Genomic DNA, 21,862 nt, shown 5'->3' on the forward strand with positions numbered 1-21,862 from the left:
AATTCGCCAAACCTAGGACGAGCAAGCGATGTGGAATAACGGTAGTGGCACATTTGCGGCTTTTAAACAATTAACACGGCCAGCACCGCTGGTCCAAGTGCCTGCTTGTTAACAGTTTTTAAACCGGGAAAAGACGCGGAAACGCTGAATAATGAGAAGTTTAACATAAATTAACCATAGCTAAAGATTTTCCCGCTAATGGCGCCCCATTTTCAGCGGAAAGCGACAATAGCCTGCTTTCATGTGAGCCACATCGGAACACTCTCTAACACCACAATCGAAGGAAAACTGGAATGGCTGCGCTCAGCATCGCATTTGAAGCGCCGGACAATCACGGCGGTAACGCGGTCACGGCAAGAAAACCCATCGACTTTGCCCACCTCGCTGGCCAGACAAAGGGGGACAAGGATATCGAGATCGCTGTTCTCCAACTGTTTTCGCGTCAAGCGCGCTCCGTACTGCAGGAACTTGCTGTTGCCGATCAGGCATCGATGCGTGTCATTTCGGGGCGGCTCAAAGGGTCGGCAGATGCCGTCGGGGCCTATAATGTTTCTGCGGCAGCCGAAGCGCTTGAAAACGGGCAATGTGACAGCGCCGTTCTAGCAAGACTTTCGGCTGCGGTCGTAGAAGCCGAAAACTTCATCCTGAAGCTCTGCCGATAACGTTCCCTTTTAGCGGTGAGCGGCGAAGGTTACGCCAATTCGACGGCCGGTTCGGTTTGCAGCCACATTGACGGGTTGCCAATCGTAGCCGGCCTTTCTATGTGTTTAGAAGAATTCTCAAACACCTTCCTGGATCTTTTGAAATGACCAAACTGACAATCGTTGCTTTCGACGGCACGTCCCATGATCTCGACGTCAGCAACGGCTCCACCGTGATGGAGAATGCCGTGCGCAATTCCATTCCCGGCATCGATGCCGAATGCGGCGGCGCCTGCGCCTGCGCGACCTGTCACGTCTATGTGGACGACCAGTGGACGGAACGGGTAGGGCCCCCGGAGCCAATGGAAGAGGATATGCTCGATTTCGCTTTCGACGTCCGTCCCACCTCGCGTCTGTCCTGTCAGATTAAGATGACGGACCAGCTCGATGGTCTGGTTGTCCACGTTCCTGAACGCCAGGGCTAAACGACAGTGAATGAGCGAAAAAGATTGAGCGGCAGTGGGTTTCATCCTCCGCCTGCCGCTCAAGTTGGGCACGTCTTAAGCAGGCGGAGAAAGACACCTGCGGCCTCATACGCACCGGGAGAGCCCATGTGATAGTGATGTCGCGCAATGTATTCTGTGTTTCTTGCGACATCGGCATGCCAAACTGCAAGAGCTGAAGCGCGCGAGAAAAGTAATGCAGATCGCTATACGCCCCAACGATTCCCAAGTCGTCGAATGAAAATGTTTGTCAGATGAGATGATCATAGAGTGAGTCTGCCTGGCGCGACCACGACAAAAAATCAACGGTCATTATCCGGCAAAATTTCCCTCGTTATCGAAGGGTCGGAGCAAGTTTGCTGCGCTATGTGGGCCACCCGGAAGTCGCTTAGTCTTATCAAAGCACGAGACGCGGATCTGAAGGTAGAAAGGGCCGCGAGGGGGGGCAAACCCCTCTGGCAAGCGGATGTTCAGCGATTGGCGGGGCGCTGTTGAATACGGTGTTTGAGCAACCGCGTCATTCTTGCGTCGAAGTTCTTTGATTCCACCATGTCGAAACGCAACTGATCCTTGTCGTGCGCGTCCATGACTCTTTGGCTCACCTCCGCGACCATCGCCTGTATTTTCTCGCAATCGGATTGAGGGCGCAGTTCACCTAGCTGTCGGTCAAGATCCCGGGCATAGCCGCGAGCGATTTCCGCGTGCCGTTCCTCATGCCGCTTGATATCGGCTGAGAGTGTATCCCAGATCAGGGCGAGATCGGCATTTGTGCGCCGGCGGTTGGACCAGCGGGGCAGCAGAATTTTCGTGTGCAGCGTGACCTCGACAGTGCCAACGCCGCATTTTCCGTCTTTCTCGACATAGGTCAGTTCGCCACCGAATTTGATTTCGGTTGCGCCGGGATGACGAAAGCCCGTCGATCTGGTGATCGGACCCCGTTGCGACAATTCACGGTCCAGATCTTCCGCAGTCTTTCCACCAATGGTGAAATAGGAATAGGTTTTGGTGCTGACGGCTTCTGCAAGGGCTTGGCCATGCAGAGAGGGCAGCAAAAGAACGCCTGCGAGAAGGGCGCGCCAGGCAGCCGAAAGCTGTTTCATTTTCCTGCCTTCATGTTGAACTTGCGGGAGGATTGCGGCATAGAGCGCAAGGTGGCCGAGGAAGCGCGTAAGCCACGCTTCAATCCCTCATGGACCGTTCCGCGCCCGGACAAAATCGAAACCGGCTCAACGGCCGGTGCGGAGAACGGAGCGGGATCGGTAGTAATGGCAAGGCACTCCATGAGTTCGGAAAGGCGTACGTTACTTGATAACAGCCAGCGGTAATCTATGGCAAGCGGCGCATGGTCGCTCTGTGAAACTTGATGGGCGTGGCCTTATCATGGCAATCGTCAATGCCACTCCGGATTCGTTCTCCGACGGCGGGCGTTTCGTAACGGTAGAGCAGGCGGTTCGTTACGCGCTGAACTGTGTCGAGGACGGCGCTCATATCGTCGATATCGGCGGTGAATCGACCCGACCGGGCGCCGCGAGCGTAAGCGATACCGAGGAGCAGGACCGCGTGCTTCCCGTCATCGAAAGACTCAGTCGGGAGACCGATGCGCTGATCTCGGTCGATACCTACCGTTCGTCCACTGCGCGCCTGGCGGTCGAGGCGGGGGCGCATATCGTGAACGACGTGTTCGGCCTTCAGAAGGACGCTGCGATGGCGGATGTCGTCGCGACCAGCGGCGCAGGTCTCTGTATCATGCATACAGGACGGGAGCGCGAAAAACTGGACGATGTGATTGCCGATCAGTTTGCGTTTCTAAACCACTCGCTGGTCATTGCGGATGCCGCCGGAATTATGCGCGATCATATTGTTCTGGATCCCGGCTTTGGATTTGCCAAGGATGTGGGCGAAAACGTCGCTCTCATGTCGCGTTTCGATGAGCTTTTAGCCTTCGGTCTGCCTATTCTGGCCGGAACGTCACGCAAGCGGTTTATCGGGGCGCTGACGGGCCGGGAGGCGGCGGCTGACCGCGATGTGGGAACAGCAGCGACAACCGCGCTTCTGCGTCTTGCAGGGGCCGTGATTTTCCGCGTTCATAACGTGTCCATGACGAAGGATGCCTTGGCGGTCGCTGATGCTGTCCTGGAAGATAAAAAACGACAGGAGGCACGCGCTTGAGCCGATACACCATTCTTTTGAAAAACTGTTCGTTCTTCGCCCGCCATGGCCTGCTGGTGCAGGAGGAAGTTTTAGGGCAGCGCTTCTTTGTTGACGCGGAAATGGAAGTGGAAGCCGGAGACGCCCTCGAAACCGACGAGATTGGTAATACCGTCGATTATGGCGTGGCTTTTGCCGTCATCGAGAGCATCGTCGTCGGCCAGCGGCGCTACCTTATCGAAGCTCTGGCAAATGATATTGCGACCGCTCTTCGCCAGCGCTACCCTCAAATTGTCCGGGTCAAGATCACGGTCCGCAAACCGTCTGCACCCGTTCCTGGCATTCTCGATTATGCGCAAGTCTGTGTCGAGCAGCATGCCTGACAGATGGATCTCTGCGGCTCTCGGCCTTGGTGGTAACGTAGGTGATCCGAAAGCGGCGATGGCCACAGCATTAGCTGCGCTGAACGCTCACGACGACTGCCGCTTGGTTTCTGTATCCGAACTCTATCGCACGCCGCCTTGGGGAAAGACCGATCAGGCCGATTTCTTCAATTGCTGCGCTTTGATCGAAACGAGGCTGGCCGCAGAGACTTTGCTCGACCTCTGTCTCGATATCGAGCGGGGAATGAAGCGGGTGCGAGTTGAGCGTTGGGGACCTCGCACGATCGATATCGATGTACTGACCTACGGAGCCGCTCACATCGTAACAGAGCGTGTCGAAATTCCTCATCCCAGAATGATGGAGCGTGCTTTCGTCCTGATGCCACTTGCCGATATTGCACCGGATATGGAGGTGAATGGCAGGCGAGTCAGCGAGTGGCTGTCGGACGCAGACAAATCCGGCATTGTTCGCGCAAACGAAAAGCGGGAATGGTGGACCACTTCCGCTTGCTAGAGCGCCGTGCGTCTCGCTAGATGCAGATAGACGCTCTTTCTTCTTTAAACTTACGCACCGTGCCTTTCCGAAGATCGATCCCGATTTTGGGGGCTGATGCTGTAGTAGAAATTTCCGAGCGTCCCTTACGGTCTGATAGAACCTACAGCCATTGCGTCAACATTACGAGCTAGTGTCAGGCCGATGACGGGAATCATCTGATCCGCGACCTTGACGGAGATCGTCACATTCATAGACTTGTTGTCATCCATGACGCGTGCGACCATTGCCCCATTGAGCTTGGCGCGATTGATGCCCAGCACGACCTTGTCGCCGCTGACCTGGCCTGACGTTACGTCCAGCCCCTTGCCCTCGGAGCCATCCAGAAACTTGCCTTCGTATGTCGCGCCCTTCTTGGCAATCACGGCGGACATGGGCTGCTTGAAGACGCCGACGCGGCAGGTGCCGCCAAGCTTGATCCCGGTTTCCTTCTCGCCGAGCGGTTCGCCGGTCAAGTCGCAGTTGAACTTGGTGCCCTTATATTTGCCCGCGACGATTTCGCCAGGGCCGGACCATGTGCCAGCGACCGAGCCGAAGAAGACATCTTCACGGGAGGCAGCCTGAACTTCGGATACAGCAAATCCGCCGCTCACGGAGATAACGGCGGCAAGTCCGCCCAGAAGCGAAAAGAAGCGCGAAAACATGATACTTTCCCTGGCGAGTAAGCCGCTTTGTGTGGGAGCAATCTATGTCGCGAATGGTTAATGCTTGGTATATTTCGGGCAAATAAGGATAACGAATTGTAACCTTTGGCCCCCGAACCGCCCCGAAATCAGGACTTTTCAGTTCTGTTTGCGCCTGTGAGATCGGGTGTCAGGTCGGACATGAAATCGCTCACGCCTGGTCGCTTAAGCGCCCTGAACGGCAGCGGGCGGCAGAGATCCATCGCGGCAATTCCGATCCGCGCCGTCATCAAGCCGTTGATGACGCCTTCACCGAGGCGCGCCGAGAGACGCGAAGCCAGGCCATGACCGAGGACCTGCTGGGCAAGGCCATCACCGACAGCAATCGAACCGGTAACCGCCAGGTGAGCGACGACATCGCGCAGCAGCCGGATCATGCCGAGCGTACCGGGCCTTCCACCGTAAAGCTCCGCCATGGAGCGCACGAGCCTGGCTACTTCAAACAGGACATAAGCCAGATCGACGACGGCTCGCGGACTGACCGCAGTCACGACCGAAACACGCTTGGATGAGTTAAGGATCAAGGCTCGGGCGTGTCGGTCAAGCGGCGTGAGAAGCTCGCGTTCGGCAAGTTCGATCAGATGCGGCCCGTCAATCACATCGTTATCGGTCTCCTTCAGCGCGGCTCGGCCCTTCGCGGTTTCCGCCCGGTGCGATAGAACCGCCGTCAGACGCGATATCACAGACCGCGCGGCAGATGCCTTCTTCTGCAAAGCGGCCTCCTGCGCATCTGCCTTCAGCGACTGTACCGCATTCAAACGCATGATCCCGAAGACCTCGCGTGCCACAAGAACCAGAACCGCGACGACCGCAACGCCAAGCGCAACACTTGCCGTATAACCGAGCCAATCCGAACGCGAAAACAGATCATGGATCAGTTGATCGGCCCATAGGCCGAAGGCAAGCGAAACCAGAACGCCGATGGCACCCAGCGCAAGCTTTCCAAAGGAGAAACGGTGACGGCGCGGTTGTGCGACCGGCAGCGCGGCCTGGTCGATATCGTGTGGCGCGAGAAACACGTCGTCTTCGTCCGGCACGATGGAGACACCTTCATCGAAACTTCGCGGTTGACGCCGGATAGAGGATGCAGAACTCCCCTGTTGGGTCTCACCTTCCAGGGTGAAGGCCGAAGGTTTGCGGGACGAGCCGTGATTGTTGTCTGTCATGCGAGTTTATCTCCAAACAGGAACTGCATGGCGCGGTCGAGCCGGATGTGCGGAACCGAAAGCTTGATACCGCCCGATGTCTCTTCCAGTTTCGGCGGGCGAAAGCGAATGACGTTGACGTCAGGCAAGTGCGCAGACGCGCCTTCTGCATCAATGCGACGAAACAGCGGCTCGGGATCTTCTGGCAAATCGCCTGGAAAGATCGCCGCACTGCGATTGCCATCGAAGACCTCGCCATTGATCGTCTCGCCAGCAATGGGTGTGCCGACGATGACCGGTAGCGCGGCGCCGTCCTGACGCACGCTCGCTTCCTTCGTGGCGCGCACCGAAGCAAGCGCCATGACCTCGATACCTGCGCCGCTCATGCCGATGGTCGTCACGGCCCGGTCGACCAGCCGCGCGGTTAAGCTTTCCAGCCGGTCATGGCTTTCGTGATGCAGATGATCCGCCTTGGTTGCGGCAACCAGCACCTTGTCGATCCGCCGACCGACGAGTGACGACAGCAGGCTATTCTTGCCGGGGCGGAAACAGGCAAGGACATCGCCCAACGCCCGTTCCAGATCCTGAACGGCCTCCGGCCCGCGATTGACGGCCTGAAGCGCATCAATGAGCACGATCTGGCGGTCGAGGCGGGCGAAATGCTCCCGAAAGAACGGCTTTACCACAATCGACTTATAGGCTTCGTAGCGGCGTTCCATCATTGCGCGCAACGATCCCTTGGGCGCTTTCTCTTCACCGATACCAGGGAGCGGCGAAAAGGTGAGAGCAGGGGAGCCTTCCAGATCGCCCGGCATAAGGAAACGCCCAGGCGGTAGTGTCGAAAGCGAGCGCTCATCGGATTTGCAGGCCTTGAGATACGCCGCAAAACTTTCCGCCAGGCGCCTTGCAGTCATCTCATCGGCGGGCGCATCGATATCAGTGGAGGAAGCGATTTCCATCCACTCACGCGCAAGTTCGGATCGCACACCAGTTTGCGCCAGCGACACGGTGTTATCGCTGAATGTCTTATAGTCCTGTGACAGGAGCGGCAAATCCAGCAGCCACTCTCCAGGGTAATCGACAATATCGATTGACAGTCGACCGGGGGAGAACCAGCGGCCCCAACCGCTTGCGCTTTGGTAATCGAGTGTAATCCGCAACTCTGAAATGGCGCGCGTGGAATCTGGCCAGATACGATCGCGCACCAGCGCCTGGATATGATCTTCATATTGGAAGCGAGGAATGGCATCGTCCGGTTGCGGCTCGAGACGCACGTTCGACACCCGGCCAGAGCGAATAGCCTCGAAGAGCGGCAGACGTCCGCCATTAAGAAGATTATGAACGAGCGAAGAGATGAACACCGTCTTGCCAGCACGCGACAGGCCTGTGACGCCAAGACGCAATGTCGGATTGGTCAACGCGCTTGCCCGGTCAGCGAGATTGTCGAGAGCAATCAAAGCGCTGTCGGTGATGGATGTCAGGGATGGCGGCAATGACTTTTCCTAGAAGCTACGGGTTCCTCCAAAATATATAGGATAGCCCGATGCTCAAAAAAGAAGCGGCTCGGTAAAGTTTTTTCCGCAAGGCCCGGAAGGTTTTCACCTTACGGCGTCAGAAAATCGATGAGCCGCCAGGCTTGAACTTCGCTCTTGGTGGGGAGGCTGCATTGCAGTACGGCGAGCCCGGCCGTCGGGAATCCATGGGGAATAGACGCCTCCATCACATCCCGACCGAGCAAAGCCTCCGCGACAGCCTCGATCGTCGGATTGTGGCCCACGAGCATGACGGAAGAAGTGTCCTGCTGTTCGAAGGCGTGCCGGAGATATGTACCAGGCTGAGCATTGTACATGTCGTCCAAATAGAAAGCGGCAGGAGCGCCCTCAAATGCCTGCAGCAGAATTTTCGTCGTTTCGCGGCATCTTATCGCGGCGGAGCTGAAGACGACATCCGGCCTATAGCCATTATTCATGGCAGCACTGGCCACGAAAGCGGCCTCGGACTGCCCGGCTTCTGTCAGTCTTCTGTCGAAATCCCGACCGCCCGGATCGGCCCATCCAGCCTGAGCGTGGCGCAGGAGATAAAGCCGGAAAGTTTGCTGTTGCGATGCCGACATGCCGGATCATTCCCTGCAATCAAAAAGAGAGAACCAAACTTTACAGGAGCGGCATGAGAACCCGCAAGATCGGAAAAGTCGGGGCAAGTTTAGATAAAGTGATTGAAGACACAATTTGTGTTTTTACAATAATGTATAAAAAATAATCGTTTAGATCATTTTTGTGACAGATTTAAAAATGCCTAAAAACGATTCTCCAGACTTGAACGGCTACACGGCATTGGAGTATACCCCCGCCATATGAGATGTTCTTCGAGGAGAATCGCGTTGAGTGAGAAGATCGATCTTAGTAACTATGTGCTGTCGGAAAACGACGAGTTCATGAATGCCAATCAGCGGGCCTATTTCAGGGCGAAGCTCATCGGCTGGAAGAATGACATATTGAGAGAAGCGCGCGAGACACTCGGTCATCTCGCAGAGGAAAGCGCCAATCATCCCGATCTGGCAGACCGTGCTTCTTCCGAAACAGACAGAGCCATCGAACTTAGAGCGCGTGACCGACAGCGCAAGTTGATTTCGAAAATCGACGCAGCACTTCAGCGCATCGAAGACGGTACTTACGGTTATTGCGAGGAGACCGGCGAACCGATTGGTATCAAGCGGCTCGACGCCCGCCCTATCGCTACCTTGTCCATCGAAGCACAGGAGCGGCACGAACGCCGTGAAAAGGTCTATCGCGACGAGTAGAAACATCGTCAGACAGCAGTTAGGTAGAAGGCCGGATTGGAAACGATGCGGCCTTTTTTGTTGCGACGGCAATCGGTATCGGAAATGGAAATGCCCGCGGCTGGCGCGGGCATCAAGTGACAGAATTTATCGATCGTTACTCGACGATGGCTTCACCGTCGCGGTAAGCGCGCCGTGCGCCAGCGCTGCCGCCGAAGATGGCAGCAACAGCGCCTACTAGAAGTGCGCCGAAGGCCACATAAGAGGCCGTTGAAACGGCAGTCGCTGTGGCCTGAGCGGCTTCAGTCGCACGAGCCTTGGCCTGTTCTACTGCCTGACGATACTGGTTCTCATACTCAGTCACCTGCTGGCGAGCCTGGTCCACAGGTATGTTCTGCGCACGGGCGAGCGCCTCGGCCGCGCGATTGCGGGCATCTTCTGCCTGTGCCTGATCGCCTGTCAGAACTGCGCGAATTGCACTGACGGCAGCGTCGCGCAGTGCTTGCGGATCGTTCCCACCGCTCGCCTCGCGGATGCGTTGCTCGATACCAGAAAGCGGGTCAGTGGAGTTTGCGAGCGAAGGTGCGGCGGTCGTCGCGGCTGTTGCAATCGTCGAGCCTGCACCGGAGAAGACGCTCGTGACGCCAGTGAACGCGCCGCCGATCAGTGCGCCGATGGAGGTTGTGAGCAGGTAGAAGACGATCAGTGTCGTGACAGCCCATGTCGTCAGCCCGTGGAGTGCACCAGTGGAGCGTGCTGCGCGACCAGACAGGCGGCTTGCGACGTAAGCGCCGACGAATGAGGAGATGATACCGCTGGCGATAATCCAGATAACGGAGCCGGTGGAGAGCGATGCCGCAGTCGGGGTATCGTTCTGCGCCGGGTCGATGACGCCAGCGCCAATAGCGACACCCAGAAGGTTTAGAAGCAAATGCAATGTCAGTGCAACTGCAACGCCGGCAAAAATGCCTCCCCAGGAAATTCGTGTTATGGCGTCTGGCCACACCGCGCCCCGTGCGGTGACTGCGGACGTTGCATAGCTTACCTGATCACTCATTAGTCTCTCCTAATTAATCACGCAAAGGTTGCGCACGCGGAGCAACGGGGAGTGAACGGGTTTGTTCCCTGCGCAGGCCCAACCTTTTGCGGATCAGAGGAAGAGGTCTGTAATTATGGAAAAGCATCACCGTCTTGCAGTTGTGTTCGGCAGTCTTCCCTATCGGTCCAGTGGTTTGCGGAGACGACCGGCCGCATCCTGAATATATTGCCATGCTACGCGTCCCGATCTGCCTCCCCGGGTGGTCGCCCACTCCAGCGCTTCATGATGAAGAACATCGCGCGCAAGGCCGAGATCGAAGTGGTCCGCGTAGCCGTCGATCATCATGAGATAATCGTCCTGACTGCACTTGTGGAAGCCGAGCCAAAGTCCGAAGCGATCCGACAGCGATACCTTTTCTTCGACCGCCTCCGACGGGTTGATTGCCGTGGACTGCTCGTTCTCCATCATATGGCGTGGAAGAAGGTGGCGACGGTTCGAGGTCGCGTAGAAAAGCACGTTGTCCGGACGGCCTTCAATACCGCCGTCGAGTGCAGCCTTGAGGGACTTATAAGCCGTATCGTCGTGATCGAAGGAAAGATCGTCGCAAAACACGATGATCCTATGCGGTGCCACTTTCAGAATGTCGAGGAGGGCAGGCAACGTATGAATATCCTCGCGATGCACTTCGACAAGCTTGATCGATACGCCGCTTGCCGCGCGCACGTCTTCGTGAACCGCTTTGACCAGCGATGATTTGCCCATGCCGCGGGCGCCCCAGAGCAGCACGTTGTTTGCGGCAAAACCTTCTGCGAAACGCAATGTGTTTTCATGCAGAATATCGCGTACATGGTCTACGCCGCGGATCAATGTCAGCGCAACTCTATTGGGACGCTTGACAGGCTGAAGCCACGCATTGGCGGGCGCCCAGACGAAGCAATCGGCGCTGTTCCAGTCATTGATCGCCGGGGCAGGGCCTGCAAGCCTCTCTACCGCATCGGCAAGACGGCGAATTTCCAGAAGCAGAAGTGTGCTGCGTTCCTCTGATGTCATAATCGATGCTCCTTGATCGGCTCTCATGGCCATTCCGGGCCTGTCCAATACTCCGAAACCCACTGATTTTGCCCGCCCTAGCATGGCGTTTGGCGGCCCGAAAGCGTATGAGGCGTGGAAACGGTACTTGGGCCCAAGTCTTTCTGTTGCATTCTAGGGGATCGCAACTATATTCCGGCGGCTTGAAAGCTGGCCAGTGGCTTAAGACTGCGCCCGAAATCTGAGGAGTTTTTTATGTTCATTAGCCAAGCCTTTGCTCAGGATGCAGCGGGTGCACCGTCGGCGTTCGGGTCCGGCCTCGAAATGCTTTTCCTTTTCGCCCCCCTGATGGTGGTTTGGTACTTTTTCCTTATCCGTCCCCAGCGCGCACAGATGAAGAAGCGCCAGGAGACACTGACCAACATCCGCCGTGGCGATCAGGTCGTTCTCGGGGGCGGCATTGTCGGCAAGGTTACCAAGGTAATCGACGATAACGAACTCGAAGTCGAAATCGCAGATGGCGTCAAGGTTCGCGCGTCGCGCTCCTACATCGCAGAGGTTCGTGTCAAGGGTGAGCCGGTCAAGACCGAAGCTCCCGCAAACGCGAAGTAACATAAGCAGGCTACGCATCGTCGCAGCCTGGGTTTTTTAACCCAACCCTGACCGAGACCGAAATGCTTCATTTTTCCCGCTGGAAAACAGTCTTCATCTGGCTGATCGTGCTGATAAGTGCCGTCATCGCTTCCCCCAACCTGTTCACGGACAAGCAGCTGGAGGGTATGCCGAATTGGTATAAGCACAACAAGGTGACGCTTGGTCTCGACCTTCAGGGCGGCTCCTACATCATGCTCAAGGTAGAGCGTTCCGACATCGTCAAGGAACGTCTCGAAACCATTGTCGGCGATGTTCGTGCTCAGTTGCGCGATGCCAATATCCGCTACTCCGGTCTCACCGGCAACGGTCAGCTCGTGCAGGTGCGCATTACCGATCCGGCGCAGTATGAAGCAGCAAAGAATGCGCTGAATGACCTGACACAGCCGGTTTCATCCGGTACACTTGTCGGCAGTTCTGTGCATGAAGTGACGATGAGCGACGGCGGGGACAATGTGCTTCGCCTCAACCTCACCGATGACGGCATCAATTACCGCCTGTCATCGGCTGTTTCACAATCGATCGAAGTCGTCCGTCGCCGTGTCGATGAACTTGGCACCACCGAACCTCTCATCGTACGGCAGGGCACCGACCGCATCATCGTTCAGGTTCCCGGTCTGCAAGACCCTCAGCGCCTGAAGTCTCTATTGAACCAGACTGCCAAACTGTCCTTCCGCATGGTGGACACGTCCATGCCGGTTCAGGAAGCACTGAACGGACGCCCGCCCGCGACCGATGAGATTCTCTATTCGCAGGACGACCCGCCAGTTCCTTACCTCGTCGAGCGCCGCGCGCTGGTGTCTGGTGACAATCTGGTCGACGCGCAGGCTAGCTTCAATCAGCAGACTAACGAACCTGTGGTCACATTCCGCTTCGACAGCCGCGGCGCCCAGCGTTTCGCCCAGGCTACTCAACAGAATGTCGGCAAGCCTTTCGCCATCGTTCTCGATAACAACGTTATCTCGGCACCTGTGATCCGTGAGCCGATCAACGGTGGTCAGGGCCAGATTTCCGGCAACTTCACGGTTCAGGGCGCAAACGACCTTGCCGTGCTGCTGCGTGCCGGCGCTCTGCCCGCAACGTTGACGGTGGTGGAAGAGCGCACCGTCGGACCGAGCCTTGGCAGCGACTCCATCAATGCCGGTCTGACTGCCAGCGCCATAGGTGCAGCGGGCGTTGTGATCTTCATGCTCGTCTTCTACGGCTTCTTCGGCCTGCTGGCGAACATCGCTCTGATCATCAATATCGTTATGCTGCTCGCACTTCTCAGCATCATCGGTTCGACACTGACCTTGCCGGGTATTGCCGGTATCGTCCTGACGATCGGTATGGCGGTCGATTCAAACGTTCTGATCTACGAGCGCATCCGAGAGGAAGTCAAAAGCGGCAAACCGCTGATATCATCGCTTGAGAATGGATTCACCCGCGCTTTCGCGACCATCATCGACGCCAACCTGACCACATTCATCGTTGCCTGCGTTCTGTTCTACATGGGCACAGGTCCTGTCAAAGGCTTCGCCGTGACGCTTGCCGTCGGTATCGTCACGACCGTGTTCACTGCCTACACTCTGACGGCCTGGCTCTTCGGCGCCTGGGTTCGCCGCAGTCGTCCGAAGCATCTACCGAAGGGCGTGCGTACGGGTATGTTCGACGGTAAGGACATCCCGTTCATGAAGTACCGTCGCATCGTTTTCGGTATTACCGGCGTGATCATGCTGGCATGCCTCGGCGGCTTCATGACTAAGGGTCTCAACCTCGGTATCGACTTCCAGGGCGGATCGATCATCGAAGTTCGTTCGAAAAGTGGTGAAGCCGATCTCGCAGACATTCGCGACCGCCTCAGCCAATTGAATCTTGGTGAAGTGCAGGCGCAGAGCTTTGGTTCTCCGCAAGACGTGCTGATCCGCATTCAGGCGCAGGAAGGCGGAGAGAATGCCGAGCAGTCTGCGATTACGCTGATCCGCGGTGAGTTGCAGGACAAATACGATTTCCGCCGAGTGGAAGTCGTAGGACCGGCCGTTTCGGGCGATCTGACTTTGACTTCGACCGTCGGTATCGCGCTCGCCATGATCGCGATCATGATCTACATCTGGTTCCGCTTCGAGTGGCAGTTCGCGCTCGGCGCGATCATCTCCATGGTCCACGACGTGGTCTTCACAATTGGCCTCTTCGTTTTTCTGGGCATCGAATTCAACCTCACAAGTATCGCCGCAATATTGACCATTATCGGTTACTCGCTGAATGATACGGTTGTCATCTATGACCGAATTCGAGAGAACCTGCGGCGATACAAGAAGATGCCGCTGTCTATGATCATCGATGCGTCCCTGAACCAGACGCTGTCGCGCACGATCCTCACGGGCCTGACCGTGATGCTCGCGCTGCTTTCGCTCTACCTCTTCGGTGGTGAGGTCATTCGCTCCTTCACATTCGCGATGCTCTTCGGTGTCGGTATCGGCGTATTTTCGTCGATCTACATCGCGGCCCCGGTTCTGATCGCCTTCAATTTGCGCCCGTCCAGCACGGACGCCGACGATAAGGACGACCAGAAGGCGAAAGCGATCAACGGCAAACCGGCAGTCTGATGGCTGGTGGAATCGAAATACGCCCGGCCCACTTTCCAGGCCGGGCACCCATCGATGCCTATGGAAACGGTGGATTTCGGTTTGCCGAGATGTCGCATCGCGGTTCGCTTCTATGCCTTCCATCTGGGATTCACGGATGGGAGGTCACAGATCACTCTCAGTTGTCTGTCGATAATTTCGCAAAGGTTCTGGAACAGTCGACCGAGATCGAGTTTCTGTTGATCGGCATGGGCGACTCCATGCGGGTCGTGCCGAGAGAGTTGAAGGCAGCGCTGAGGGAGGCCGGAATCTCGGTCGATCCGATGAGCACCGGCGCTGCGGTCAGAACATACAACATCATGCTTTCCGAATCGCGGGCAGTCGCTGCCGCCCTGATTGCGGTCGAAGGCTAAAAACGGTTATCGATGGCGGATCTTTCGGCGGATAAGAACGTATGTCTGACGATGCTGCGCGATATGGATCGCGACAGATATCTCGCATGCCTTCTCGCGCCGGAAAGTAAGCGCGGCGACCTTGCTGCACTTTACGCATTCAACGCCGAGATTGCCCGCATCCGCGATGCGGTTCGTGAGCCACTTCCCGGTGAAGTCCGCATGCAGTGGTGGCGCGATTTGCTGGAGGGTAATCCGCATGGCGACAGCGTGGGGCATCCTGTTGCCGCAGCTTTGCTGAACGCGCTCGCCACGCATAATCTTCCACGCCAGACATTGCTCAATATGATCGAGGCACGCATCTTCGATCTCTATGATGACGTTTTCGAAAACCGCAACGCACTGGAAGGCTATGCAGGGGAGACGGCATCCGCGCTGATCCAACTCTCCAGCATCGTCCTTTCACCGGAAGATGCCGCAAGAAGCGCCGAAGCTGCCGGTCACGCAGGCGTCGCTCAGGCAATGGCGGGCATGCTGCTATTGATGCCGCTGCACCGTCGTCGCGGGCAGGTCTATGTTCCGCAAGACATTCTATCTGCGGCAGGGCTGGACCGAGAGGCTTTTCTGGAGGGGGCGGATAAAGACAGGATAGGCGCGGCTATCGACATTTTCTGCGCTCATGCGCTTGATCATCTCGAAAAAGCGCGTCGCTCGGTGCTTCCTTCGGCCGTCGCTCCCGCGTTTCTTCCCGTGGCGCAGGTTGAGCCTGTCTTGAAAGCCGCCAAGCGCCTTGGCGCCGGCAATCTTCACCATGGCATTCAGCTGTCGCTCCTGCGTCGTCACTGGCTGCTGGCAAAAGCGGCTTATCTCAAGCGTTTCTGACAGGGCTCCACGCCCACGCAAGCCTGGTGCGGTATCAAGCCCGTCTAGTTTCGGCGCATCGAGTGCGCCCGACACATCTTCGACGCCTACGGAGTGCCATGGATGTCTCTGACCATCTGGACAATCGTTCTCGTGTTGCTATGCGCTTTTGCCATTTACGTGTGGCGCTTGAAGCGTTTTTCTGAAGATGACGGTAATCGAGATACTGGGCAGGCGATTCTCGATTTCGCCCGCGCCTTTCCCAATGAAGCGATCCGCAGCCTGCATATGACGGCAGATGGCAACGCCGTCTTCGTTCGCCTTCATGACAACAAGGCGGGCTTTATGCGTAATATGGGAAAGCACAATGTCTGCATGATGCTTAATCCGGAGCGTATTACGGTCGAGCATCTGGAAAGCGGTGATGGTTTCGTCGTGACATTCCTCGACGCCCCTAAATATAGCGGCGCCTATCGCTTCAAGTCAGCAGGGGAGGCTGCCGAAGTGTCTCTCTGGTTACTCGGCAGCTATCTTGAAGCAGTAGAATCAGAGCCTCATCAGGCGACTGAGGCCGCTTCCAACTCTTCGCCGTCTCCCGCGACATGACCGAAAACCGGTGCTTCAACGCCAAGCCATGCGGCGCAATCCTTCAGCGCTCGGGCACTCATTAATTGCCGCTTCATGATCGTCTTGTCCTTGCCGCGAAAGCGTTTGACGCCTTCCGGCTTGACGATCGATCCTGGCTCGAGGTCTGGGAACAGCCCGAAATTGACGTTCATCGGCTGAAAAGAGCGCTTGCCTGGCTCTTCATCGGTGGAAAGATGCCCGCCAGTAATATGGTTCAGCAGTGCCCCAAGCGCTGTTGTGGAAGGTGGCAGGCGGATCGGCTCGCCCTTGTGTTCGGCACTTGCAAATCGGCCGGTCAGGAGGCCGATGGATGCGCTCTCAACATAGCCTTCGCAGCCGGTGATCTGGCCTGCAAAGCGGATATCCGGTCGGGACTTCAGCTTCAGTGAGGGGTCGAGCAGTCTCGGCGAATCGATATAGGTGTTGCGGTGCAGGCCGCCAAGGCGCGCAAATTCCGCGTTCTCGAGGCCGGGTATCATCCGGAAAACTTCCGCCTGCGCGCCGTATTTCAGCTTCGTCTGAAAGCCGACCATATTATAAAGCGTACCAAGAGCGTTGTCCTGACGCAGCTGGACTACCGCATAGGGCTTGACGGTCGGATTATGGGCATTGGTCAGCCCCATCGGCTTCATCGGGCCGTGGCGAAGCGTTTCACGACCGCGCTCGGCCATGATTTCGATCGGTAGACAGCCATCGAAATAGGGCGTGCCCTCCCACTCCTTGAAACCAACCGTATCGCCCGCAATCAGCGCATCGATAAAGGCGTGATACTGCGCCTCGTCCATCGGGCAGTTGATGTAGTCCTTGCCGTTACCGCCAGGTCCGACCTTGTCGTAACGTGACTGGTACCAGCAGATGTCCATGTTAATGCTGTCGCGATGAACGATCGGCGCTATCGCATCAAAGAAGGCGAGCGCGTCTTCGCCGGTTTCCGCCTGGATAGCGGCGGCGAGCTCGGGTGCGGTGAGGGGCCCGGTCGCAATGATCGTATTGCCCCATTCTTTCGGTGGAAGGCCAACAATCACTTCACGAACAATGGTCACCAGCGGATGCGCCTCAAGTTCAGCCGTCACCGCCTCGGAGAACCCATCACGATCAACAGCGAGAGCACCACCGGCTGGGACCTGATGTTTGTCGGCACAGGCCATGATCAGCGAACCGGCGAGACGCATTTCCGCATGAATAACGCCAACTGCGTTGGCCGTTGCGTCGTCGGAGCGAAACGAGTTGGAACAAACGAGTTCGGCAAGACTGTCACCCTTATGCGCGTCCGTGCCGCGAACACCGCGCATCTCGTGCAGGATAACTGGGACGCCCGCCTGAGCGATCTGCCAGGCAGCTTCAGAGCCGGCAAGCCCGCCACCGATGACGTGGATGGGAGAATTTGTGTTGTCTTGCATCGCGCACTCACATCGTCAACCAGGCACCCGAAGGTGTAAGAGGTCGAGCATCTTGTTGATTGGCTGTGCCTCTCACAAGGGAGGCAATTTGCGAATGCAGTACCACGAGCGATAAAGAGCGCCAAATGTTTTCGCCCTTGCCTGACGTTGAGTTAAGTGGCGCGCCGTGGGCTCTGTTGTGACGGTTGCCGTCATCCACGAATCAAAAACGGCGCTCGTGGCGCCGTTTTTTCTCCTGTCGCTCAGTCGCCCGATGTCCCTGGGAGGTCGGCTCTTTCGGGCGACCCTGTACGCTGATTAGCGGAACGAACGGGATGCAACGTTACGGATATCGTAACGGGTCAGGCCGATATCGCTGAGAGCCTGGTTGGAAAGGCTGCCCAGTTCGTTGAGCGTGCGACGGTAGCTGATCCAGTTCTTTGCAATGCGAAGCGGGTTCATGGGTATTTCCTCAATCTTTTATGTTCGTTTGATCTTTGATGTCTGTCCGCCGGGCCGCTGGTTATCTGCGCTCTCGGCTGTTGATGTCGTATATACATATTCAAAGCCATGAATTGGAGTGCAGATTTTGAGCGACTGCCATGCATTTGTGCAATGTGTCGTCTATTTTTGCATCTTCGCGCGGAATGTGCGCATATTTTGAGCGCAGAGAAGGCCCATCTTTTCGATTGCTTGGGGGGGTAATTTCGGGGGGCAGGAGAGAAGTAATCGCGAAAAAGAAAAGGCCCGGAGCAGGGTGCTCAGGGCCTTTTGAGGGTAACACGTCGGACAGGTCAAAGATGACCAGTCGGTGTTATCGTTCTATTACATGCCGACGGCGGTGCGAGCAACGCGACGGATGTCGGTGCGGCCGATGCCGAGATCGCTCAGTTCGCGGTCGCTCATGCGGTCGAGTTCAGTTACGGTCTGACGATACTTGCGCCAGTTGTTCAGCGAGCGTGCAATGTTCATGATCTTATCCTCTTTTCGGTTCGCCGGTTGCTTGGGATCAACTCGGCTTCGTTTTCTGAACTGGAATATATGCCGCTCGGCGCACTTCAAAAATAGACAAAGAAGGATGACACCTATGCACTAAACGCAGGGCGAAGGCAGAATCGGCATCCACTTCCTTAACAAATGCATAATTTGACGGCACTCAGGTTGTTTTCTGGGGTGCAACGGTCAAGAGCAGGGCGGGGGTTTGTTTTTTCCGGTCGTCTATTTTTTTGTCAGGCTCGACACGCAGTCATCGGTGTGCTCATCGGGTCATCAAGGCTTCGGTGGCCATCGCTCAAGGTCGAAGTCGCGTCAGCACATCGATAGAGGAGAATCGAGCAGACGCGGTACACCTCGTGAATCTCGGCGATGCTCTGTTCGACATTGTCATATAAGCCTCGAAACCCATGGAAATAGGCCTTGTACAGCGTCATTTTTCCTTTGCGCTCCTGAAAACGGATGATATAGAGACGCCGCGCTCCGGAAGGCCTCATGTGCCAGATGTTGTTTATGCAGGATTTAAAGAGCGCGGGTATGGCGGAATTGGTAGACGCACCAGATTTAGGTTCTGGCGACGAGAGTTGTGGGGGTTCGAGTCCCTCTACCCGCACCACAAATCGCCGGGAAAACAAGGTGAAGCGTTTCGTTTTGCCCTTTCCCAGGCTCAGGCATAATTGCTCCGCAACGCGCCTGTGCATGCAAGTTTTATAGTCACGGCCGGTGAATTCAGGTTCCGGCGCTGTGCTCGAAATTAACCGACGGCTGTCTCTGAGCACTGCCGCCATGATGTGAAGGTATGAAAATGCAGGTTATCGAAACGCTCGCTGAAGGGCTGAAGCGCGAAATCAAGGTCGTTATCCCGGCCGCTGACATGAAGGCTCGCCTCGACGAGCGCCTCGCTGACGCCAAGGATAAGGTTCGGATCAACGGCTTCCGTCCTGGCAAGGTGCCGGTTGCTCATCTGAAGAAGATGTATGGCAAGTCCATCATGGCAGACCTCGTCAACGAGCTGGTTCGCGAAAAGCCTTCTGAAATCATTTCCAGCCGCGGCGAGAAGTCGGCGACGCAGCCTTCCGTATCGATGACGGAAGACCAGGATGAAGCTGAAAAGATCCTGTCCGCTGAAGCAGATTTCGAATTCAACGTCGCTTACGAAGTCATTCCGGCTATCGAACTGAAGTCCAATGACGGCATCAAGGTTACGCGCGAAGTCGTCGAAGTAACCGAAGACGAAGTCACCGAGCAGATCATCAAGATTGCCGAAAGCGCTCGCAGCTACGAGACCAAGAAGGGCAAGGCCGCTGAAGGCGACCGCGTCACCATGAACTACCTTGGCAAGGTAGATGGTGTAGCCTTTGATGGCGGCGCTGCTGAAGATGCCGAACTGGTTATCGGCTCCGGCCGCTTTATCCCAGGCTTCGAAGACCAGCTCGTTGGCGTAAAGGCTGGCGACGAAAAGACCATCACGGTTACGTTCCCGACCGAATACCCTGCCGCTGAGCTGGCTGGCAAGGAAGCCACCTTCGACATCACCGTCAAGGAGGTTGCTGCTGCTGCCGACGTTGAAATCAACGACGAACTGGCAACCAAGCTTGGTCTCGAATCGGCTGAAAAGCTGAAGGAAATCGTTCGCGGCCAGATCGAAAGCCAGTATGGCAACGTGACACGCCAGAAGGTCAAGCGTCAGATCCTCGACCAGCTGGACGAGCTCTACAAGTTCGATACGCCTGCCGGTCTCGTCGACGCAGAGTTCGACAACATCTGGCGCCAGATCAACACCGATCTTGCACAGTCCGGCAAGACCTTTGCTGACGAAGACACCACCGAAGAAGAAGCCCGCGAAGAATATCGCAAGCTTGCTGAGCGTCGCGTTCGCCTCGGCCTCGTTCTCTCCGAAATCGGTGAGAAGGCAGGCGTTGAAGTCACCGAAGAAGAAATGCAGCGCGCTCTCTTCCAGCAGCTGCAGCAGTTCCCGGGTCAGCAGAAGGAAATCCTCGATTACTTCCGCAATACGCCTGGTGCATCCGCTTCGCTGCGCGCTCCTATCTTTGAAGAAAAGGTCATCGACAAGCTGCTGACCGAAGTTTCCGTCACCGATAAGACGGTTTCCAAGGAAGAGCTTCTTGCTGACGACGCCGAAGAAGGCGCAGAAACCAAGAAGAAGGCTCCAGCTAAGAAAAAGGCTGCAGCCAAGGCTGACGCCGCTGAAGGCGAAGAAGCCGCTCCGAAGAAGAAGGCTCCTGCCAAGAAGAAGGCAGCTGAAGGCGACGCAGAGTAATCTGCTGCTCTCATCATTCTATATGAAAGGGCCGCGGCGAAAGCTGCGGCCTTTTCATTTACGGTGACGGCAAAGTCTGAGCGGTTGGGTATGACAGAGAACAGTCTTTAACCTACCGCAGCCTCGCGCTTGAGCCAGTGCAGCCCTTACAACAGCTGAGTCGAGGCTGGTTCTGTGCTCTGACGATCACATTGCGATGCACAATAAATTTTTACTGCACCTGCTCTTGTTCATCTCCCGTTCATCTGGCACGTTTTGGGGGTGATTTGCTAAACGCCTGGTGGCGTTAAAGGCAATCCAGTCGCTATACGCGGCTCGGCTTTAAGCCTTCAGTTCCATCTCTCTTTCGGGCGCGGCAAAAATGCCGGGCCTGTTGATCCATGTTTGCCGAAGTTAAACACGCATCAGGCTGGCGATTAGCGCCGCAAAATTCAGTCCGGGTGATCTCGTTCTCTGGGTCGCCCAAGCCGAAACGAGAACTGCTGTTCCCCTCCCAAGAGCAGCAGGTCTTTTTAAAGCTTGAGGAAATGACATGTTTGTCAAAATATTAGGCACACTCGCTGCGGCCTCGCTCGTTCTTTTGTCGCCAGTACAGGTAAAGGCGCAGGAACGCGGATTGATCTGGGCGCCTGCCAAGAACTCCGACCGCTCCTACTCAGCGAGGTTAGGCGCGAGATTGCCCACCGAGACTCCGCTGCGCGCGGGGCTTGAGATGGGTATGAGTGCGTCGGAAGGCGGTGCAGTGGTGGATACGCCCGTAAAGTTCTGGGGCGATGTCACTCTTATGTCCACCAATCTGCCGGGGGTTAAGATCGCTAGAGACATCGGCGTTCTGATGAACGCCTTGACCGGATCCAGCGCCTTGACCATGACGATGACACAAAAGCGCGTGGCGACGGCCGATTTTGATGTGGAGTCGAACCGCAACGTGACGCTGCGCTATGACGGCCCGAGCCAGCAGTGGAACGGGCTTGACGTGTCGCAGTCCCTGCGACTGACGCGATCCGCCACCGGCACCGCTTTTATTTTGACCGGTGCGAGTCGTGAAAGCTTTCAGGAATTCAGTTCCAGTGTTTCGCTCGAACAGAGGCTCAGCGATCACTTCACCGTCACCGGCAGCTTTGATCGTCAATATGAAGATCGCTTTCGGCCAGCGGTTCGTGCGAACTACAAGGTCAGATGGTGAGGCGATACAGCATCAGCCCGAAAGT

General features: G+C 56.5%; 23 protein-coding genes and 1 tRNA gene. 14 read left to right on the top strand and 10 right to left on the bottom strand.

Annotated elements, in window-relative coordinates:
- Positions 1–293 precede the first annotated feature (293 nt).
- Both QZ869_RS09800 and QZ869_RS09805 read left to right on the top strand, forming a co-directional pair.
- On the top strand, positions 294–662 hold the full coding sequence (locus tag QZ869_RS09800) for an Hpt domain-containing protein (protein ID WP_296038024.1): 369 nt from the start codon (positions 294–296) through the stop codon (positions 660–662).
- Between the two features lie 143 nt (positions 663–805).
- The gene (locus tag QZ869_RS09805; RefSeq protein WP_296016213.1) at positions 806–1,126 is read left to right on the top strand and encodes a 2Fe-2S iron-sulfur cluster-binding protein; all 321 of its coding nucleotides are present in this window, start codon (positions 806–808) and stop codon (positions 1,124–1,126) included.
- Between the two features lie 488 nt (positions 1,127–1,614).
- On the opposite strand, the gene QZ869_RS09810 is transcribed toward QZ869_RS09805, so the two are convergent.
- Positions 1,615–2,244, bottom strand: a complete 630-nt coding sequence (locus QZ869_RS09810) for a DUF922 domain-containing Zn-dependent protease (RefSeq protein WP_296104271.1) — start codon at positions 2,242–2,244, stop codon at positions 1,615–1,617.
- Between the two features lie 280 nt (positions 2,245–2,524).
- On the opposite strand from QZ869_RS09810, the gene folP reads away from it, so the two are divergent.
- The 3 genes from folP to folK are packed head-to-tail and all read left to right on the top strand — an operon-like array spanning position 2,525 to position 4,189.
- Complete coding sequence (gene folP / locus QZ869_RS09815) at positions 2,525–3,313, top strand: dihydropteroate synthase (RefSeq protein WP_296104274.1); 789 nt, start codon at positions 2,525–2,527, stop codon at positions 3,311–3,313.
- Positions 3,310–3,675: a dihydroneopterin aldolase gene (folB, locus tag QZ869_RS09820; RefSeq protein ID WP_296084261.1), complete on the top strand. Its 366-nt coding sequence runs from the start codon at positions 3,310–3,312 to the stop codon at positions 3,673–3,675. Before folP ends, folB begins: the two co-directional genes overlap by 4 nt.
- The gene (folK, locus tag QZ869_RS09825) at positions 3,668–4,189 is read left to right on the top strand and encodes a 2-amino-4-hydroxy-6-hydroxymethyldihydropteridine diphosphokinase (protein ID WP_296104276.1); all 522 of its coding nucleotides are present in this window, start codon (positions 3,668–3,670) and stop codon (positions 4,187–4,189) included. Before folB ends, folK begins: the two co-directional genes overlap by 8 nt.
- Positions 4,190–4,314: 125 nt before the next feature.
- Here folK and QZ869_RS09830 read toward each other — a convergent pair whose 3' ends face one another.
- From QZ869_RS09830 to QZ869_RS09845, 4 genes are all read right to left on the bottom strand, one after another.
- Positions 4,315–4,872, bottom strand: coding sequence for a hypothetical protein (locus QZ869_RS09830; RefSeq protein ID WP_296016224.1), 558 nt, complete (start codon positions 4,870–4,872; stop codon positions 4,315–4,317).
- A gap of 128 nt (positions 4,873–5,000) precedes the next feature.
- Complete coding sequence (locus QZ869_RS09835; RefSeq protein WP_296104277.1) at positions 5,001–6,077, bottom strand: YcjF family protein; 1,077 nt, start codon at positions 6,075–6,077, stop codon at positions 5,001–5,003.
- On the bottom strand, positions 6,074–7,549 hold the full coding sequence (locus QZ869_RS09840) for a YcjX family protein (protein WP_296104279.1): 1,476 nt from the start codon (positions 7,547–7,549) through the stop codon (positions 6,074–6,076). Before QZ869_RS09840 ends, QZ869_RS09835 begins: the two co-directional genes overlap by 4 nt.
- Before the next feature lie 110 nt (positions 7,550–7,659).
- Positions 7,660–8,169, bottom strand: a complete 510-nt coding sequence (locus QZ869_RS09845; protein WP_296038037.1) for a histidine phosphatase family protein — start codon at positions 8,167–8,169, stop codon at positions 7,660–7,662.
- A 267-nt stretch (positions 8,170–8,436) separates the two neighbouring features.
- Between QZ869_RS09845 and dksA the strand changes: the two genes are divergently transcribed.
- Positions 8,437–8,856, top strand: coding sequence for an RNA polymerase-binding protein DksA (dksA, locus tag QZ869_RS09850; protein ID WP_062425454.1), 420 nt, complete (start codon positions 8,437–8,439; stop codon positions 8,854–8,856).
- Positions 8,857–8,992: 136 nt separating this feature from the next.
- Here the strand turns inward: dksA and QZ869_RS09855 are convergent, their stop codons facing one another.
- Both QZ869_RS09855 and QZ869_RS09860 read right to left on the bottom strand, forming a co-directional pair.
- Positions 8,993–9,892, bottom strand: a complete 900-nt coding sequence (locus QZ869_RS09855) for a PhnA-like protein (protein ID WP_296104281.1) — start codon at positions 9,890–9,892, stop codon at positions 8,993–8,995.
- 159 nt (positions 9,893–10,051) lie between these two features.
- On the bottom strand, positions 10,052–10,924 hold the full coding sequence (locus tag QZ869_RS09860) for an ATP-binding protein (protein ID WP_296016237.1): 873 nt from the start codon (positions 10,922–10,924) through the stop codon (positions 10,052–10,054).
- A gap of 234 nt (positions 10,925–11,158) precedes the next feature.
- Between QZ869_RS09860 and yajC the strand changes: the two genes are divergently transcribed.
- The 5 genes from yajC (at position 11,159) to QZ869_RS09885 (ending at position 15,977) form a co-directional block, all read left to right on the top strand.
- The gene (gene yajC, locus QZ869_RS09865; RefSeq protein WP_296016239.1) at positions 11,159–11,515 is read left to right on the top strand and encodes a preprotein translocase subunit YajC; all 357 of its coding nucleotides are present in this window, start codon (positions 11,159–11,161) and stop codon (positions 11,513–11,515) included.
- 62 nt (positions 11,516–11,577) lie between these two features.
- Positions 11,578–14,139, top strand: a complete 2,562-nt coding sequence (gene secDF / locus QZ869_RS09870) for a protein translocase subunit SecDF (protein ID WP_296016242.1) — start codon at positions 11,578–11,580, stop codon at positions 14,137–14,139.
- Entirely contained in the window at positions 14,139–14,531 is a 393-nt protein-coding gene (locus tag QZ869_RS09875) for an Mth938-like domain-containing protein (protein WP_296038042.1), read from the top strand. Before secDF ends, QZ869_RS09875 begins: the two co-directional genes overlap by 1 nt.
- Before the next feature lie 12 nt (positions 14,532–14,543).
- Positions 14,544–15,392, top strand: a complete 849-nt coding sequence (locus QZ869_RS09880; RefSeq protein WP_296076570.1) for a phytoene/squalene synthase family protein — start codon at positions 14,544–14,546, stop codon at positions 15,390–15,392.
- 102 nt (positions 15,393–15,494) lie between these two features.
- Positions 15,495–15,977 carry a hypothetical protein gene (locus QZ869_RS09885; protein WP_296104283.1) on the top strand — a complete coding sequence of 161 codons (483 nt, stop codon included), beginning with the start codon at positions 15,495–15,497 and terminating at the stop codon, positions 15,975–15,977.
- Here the strand turns inward: QZ869_RS09885 and trmFO are convergent.
- From trmFO to QZ869_RS09900, 3 genes are all read right to left on the bottom strand, one after another.
- Positions 15,929–17,398 (bottom strand): methylenetetrahydrofolate--tRNA-(uracil(54)-C(5))-methyltransferase (FADH(2)-oxidizing) TrmFO, encoded by a 1,470-nt coding sequence (gene trmFO, locus QZ869_RS09890; protein WP_296104286.1) that lies wholly within the window; start codon positions 17,396–17,398, stop codon positions 15,929–15,931. The genes QZ869_RS09885 and trmFO overlap by 49 nt on opposite strands.
- Positions 17,399–17,695: 297 nt before the next feature.
- Positions 17,696–17,839 (bottom strand): DUF1127 domain-containing protein, encoded by a 144-nt coding sequence (locus QZ869_RS21775; RefSeq protein ID WP_082447266.1) that lies wholly within the window; start codon positions 17,837–17,839, stop codon positions 17,696–17,698.
- 363 nt (positions 17,840–18,202) lie between these two features.
- Positions 18,203–18,349: a DUF1127 domain-containing protein gene (locus tag QZ869_RS09900; protein WP_082447210.1), complete on the bottom strand. Its 147-nt coding sequence runs from the start codon at positions 18,347–18,349 to the stop codon at positions 18,203–18,205.
- A gap of 552 nt (positions 18,350–18,901) precedes the next feature.
- Here QZ869_RS09900 and QZ869_RS09905 point away from each other — a divergent pair.
- The 3 genes from QZ869_RS09905 (at position 18,902) to QZ869_RS09915 (ending at position 21,837) form a co-directional block, all read left to right on the top strand.
- Positions 18,902–18,986: transfer RNA gene (locus tag QZ869_RS09905), tRNA-Leu, on the top strand.
- A gap of 189 nt (positions 18,987–19,175) precedes the next feature.
- Positions 19,176–20,651, top strand: a complete 1,476-nt coding sequence (tig, locus tag QZ869_RS09910) for a trigger factor (protein ID WP_296014767.1) — start codon at positions 19,176–19,178, stop codon at positions 20,649–20,651.
- A 532-nt stretch (positions 20,652–21,183) separates the two neighbouring features.
- Positions 21,184–21,837: a hypothetical protein gene (locus tag QZ869_RS09915; protein WP_296014762.1), complete on the top strand. Its 654-nt coding sequence runs from the start codon at positions 21,184–21,186 to the stop codon at positions 21,835–21,837.
- The last annotated feature ends 25 nt before the right edge of the window (positions 21,838–21,862 follow it).

This window comes from uncultured Agrobacterium sp. (assembly GCF_913777885.1).
In the GTDB taxonomy this organism is placed as follows: domain Bacteria; phylum Pseudomonadota; class Alphaproteobacteria; order Rhizobiales; family Rhizobiaceae; genus Agrobacterium.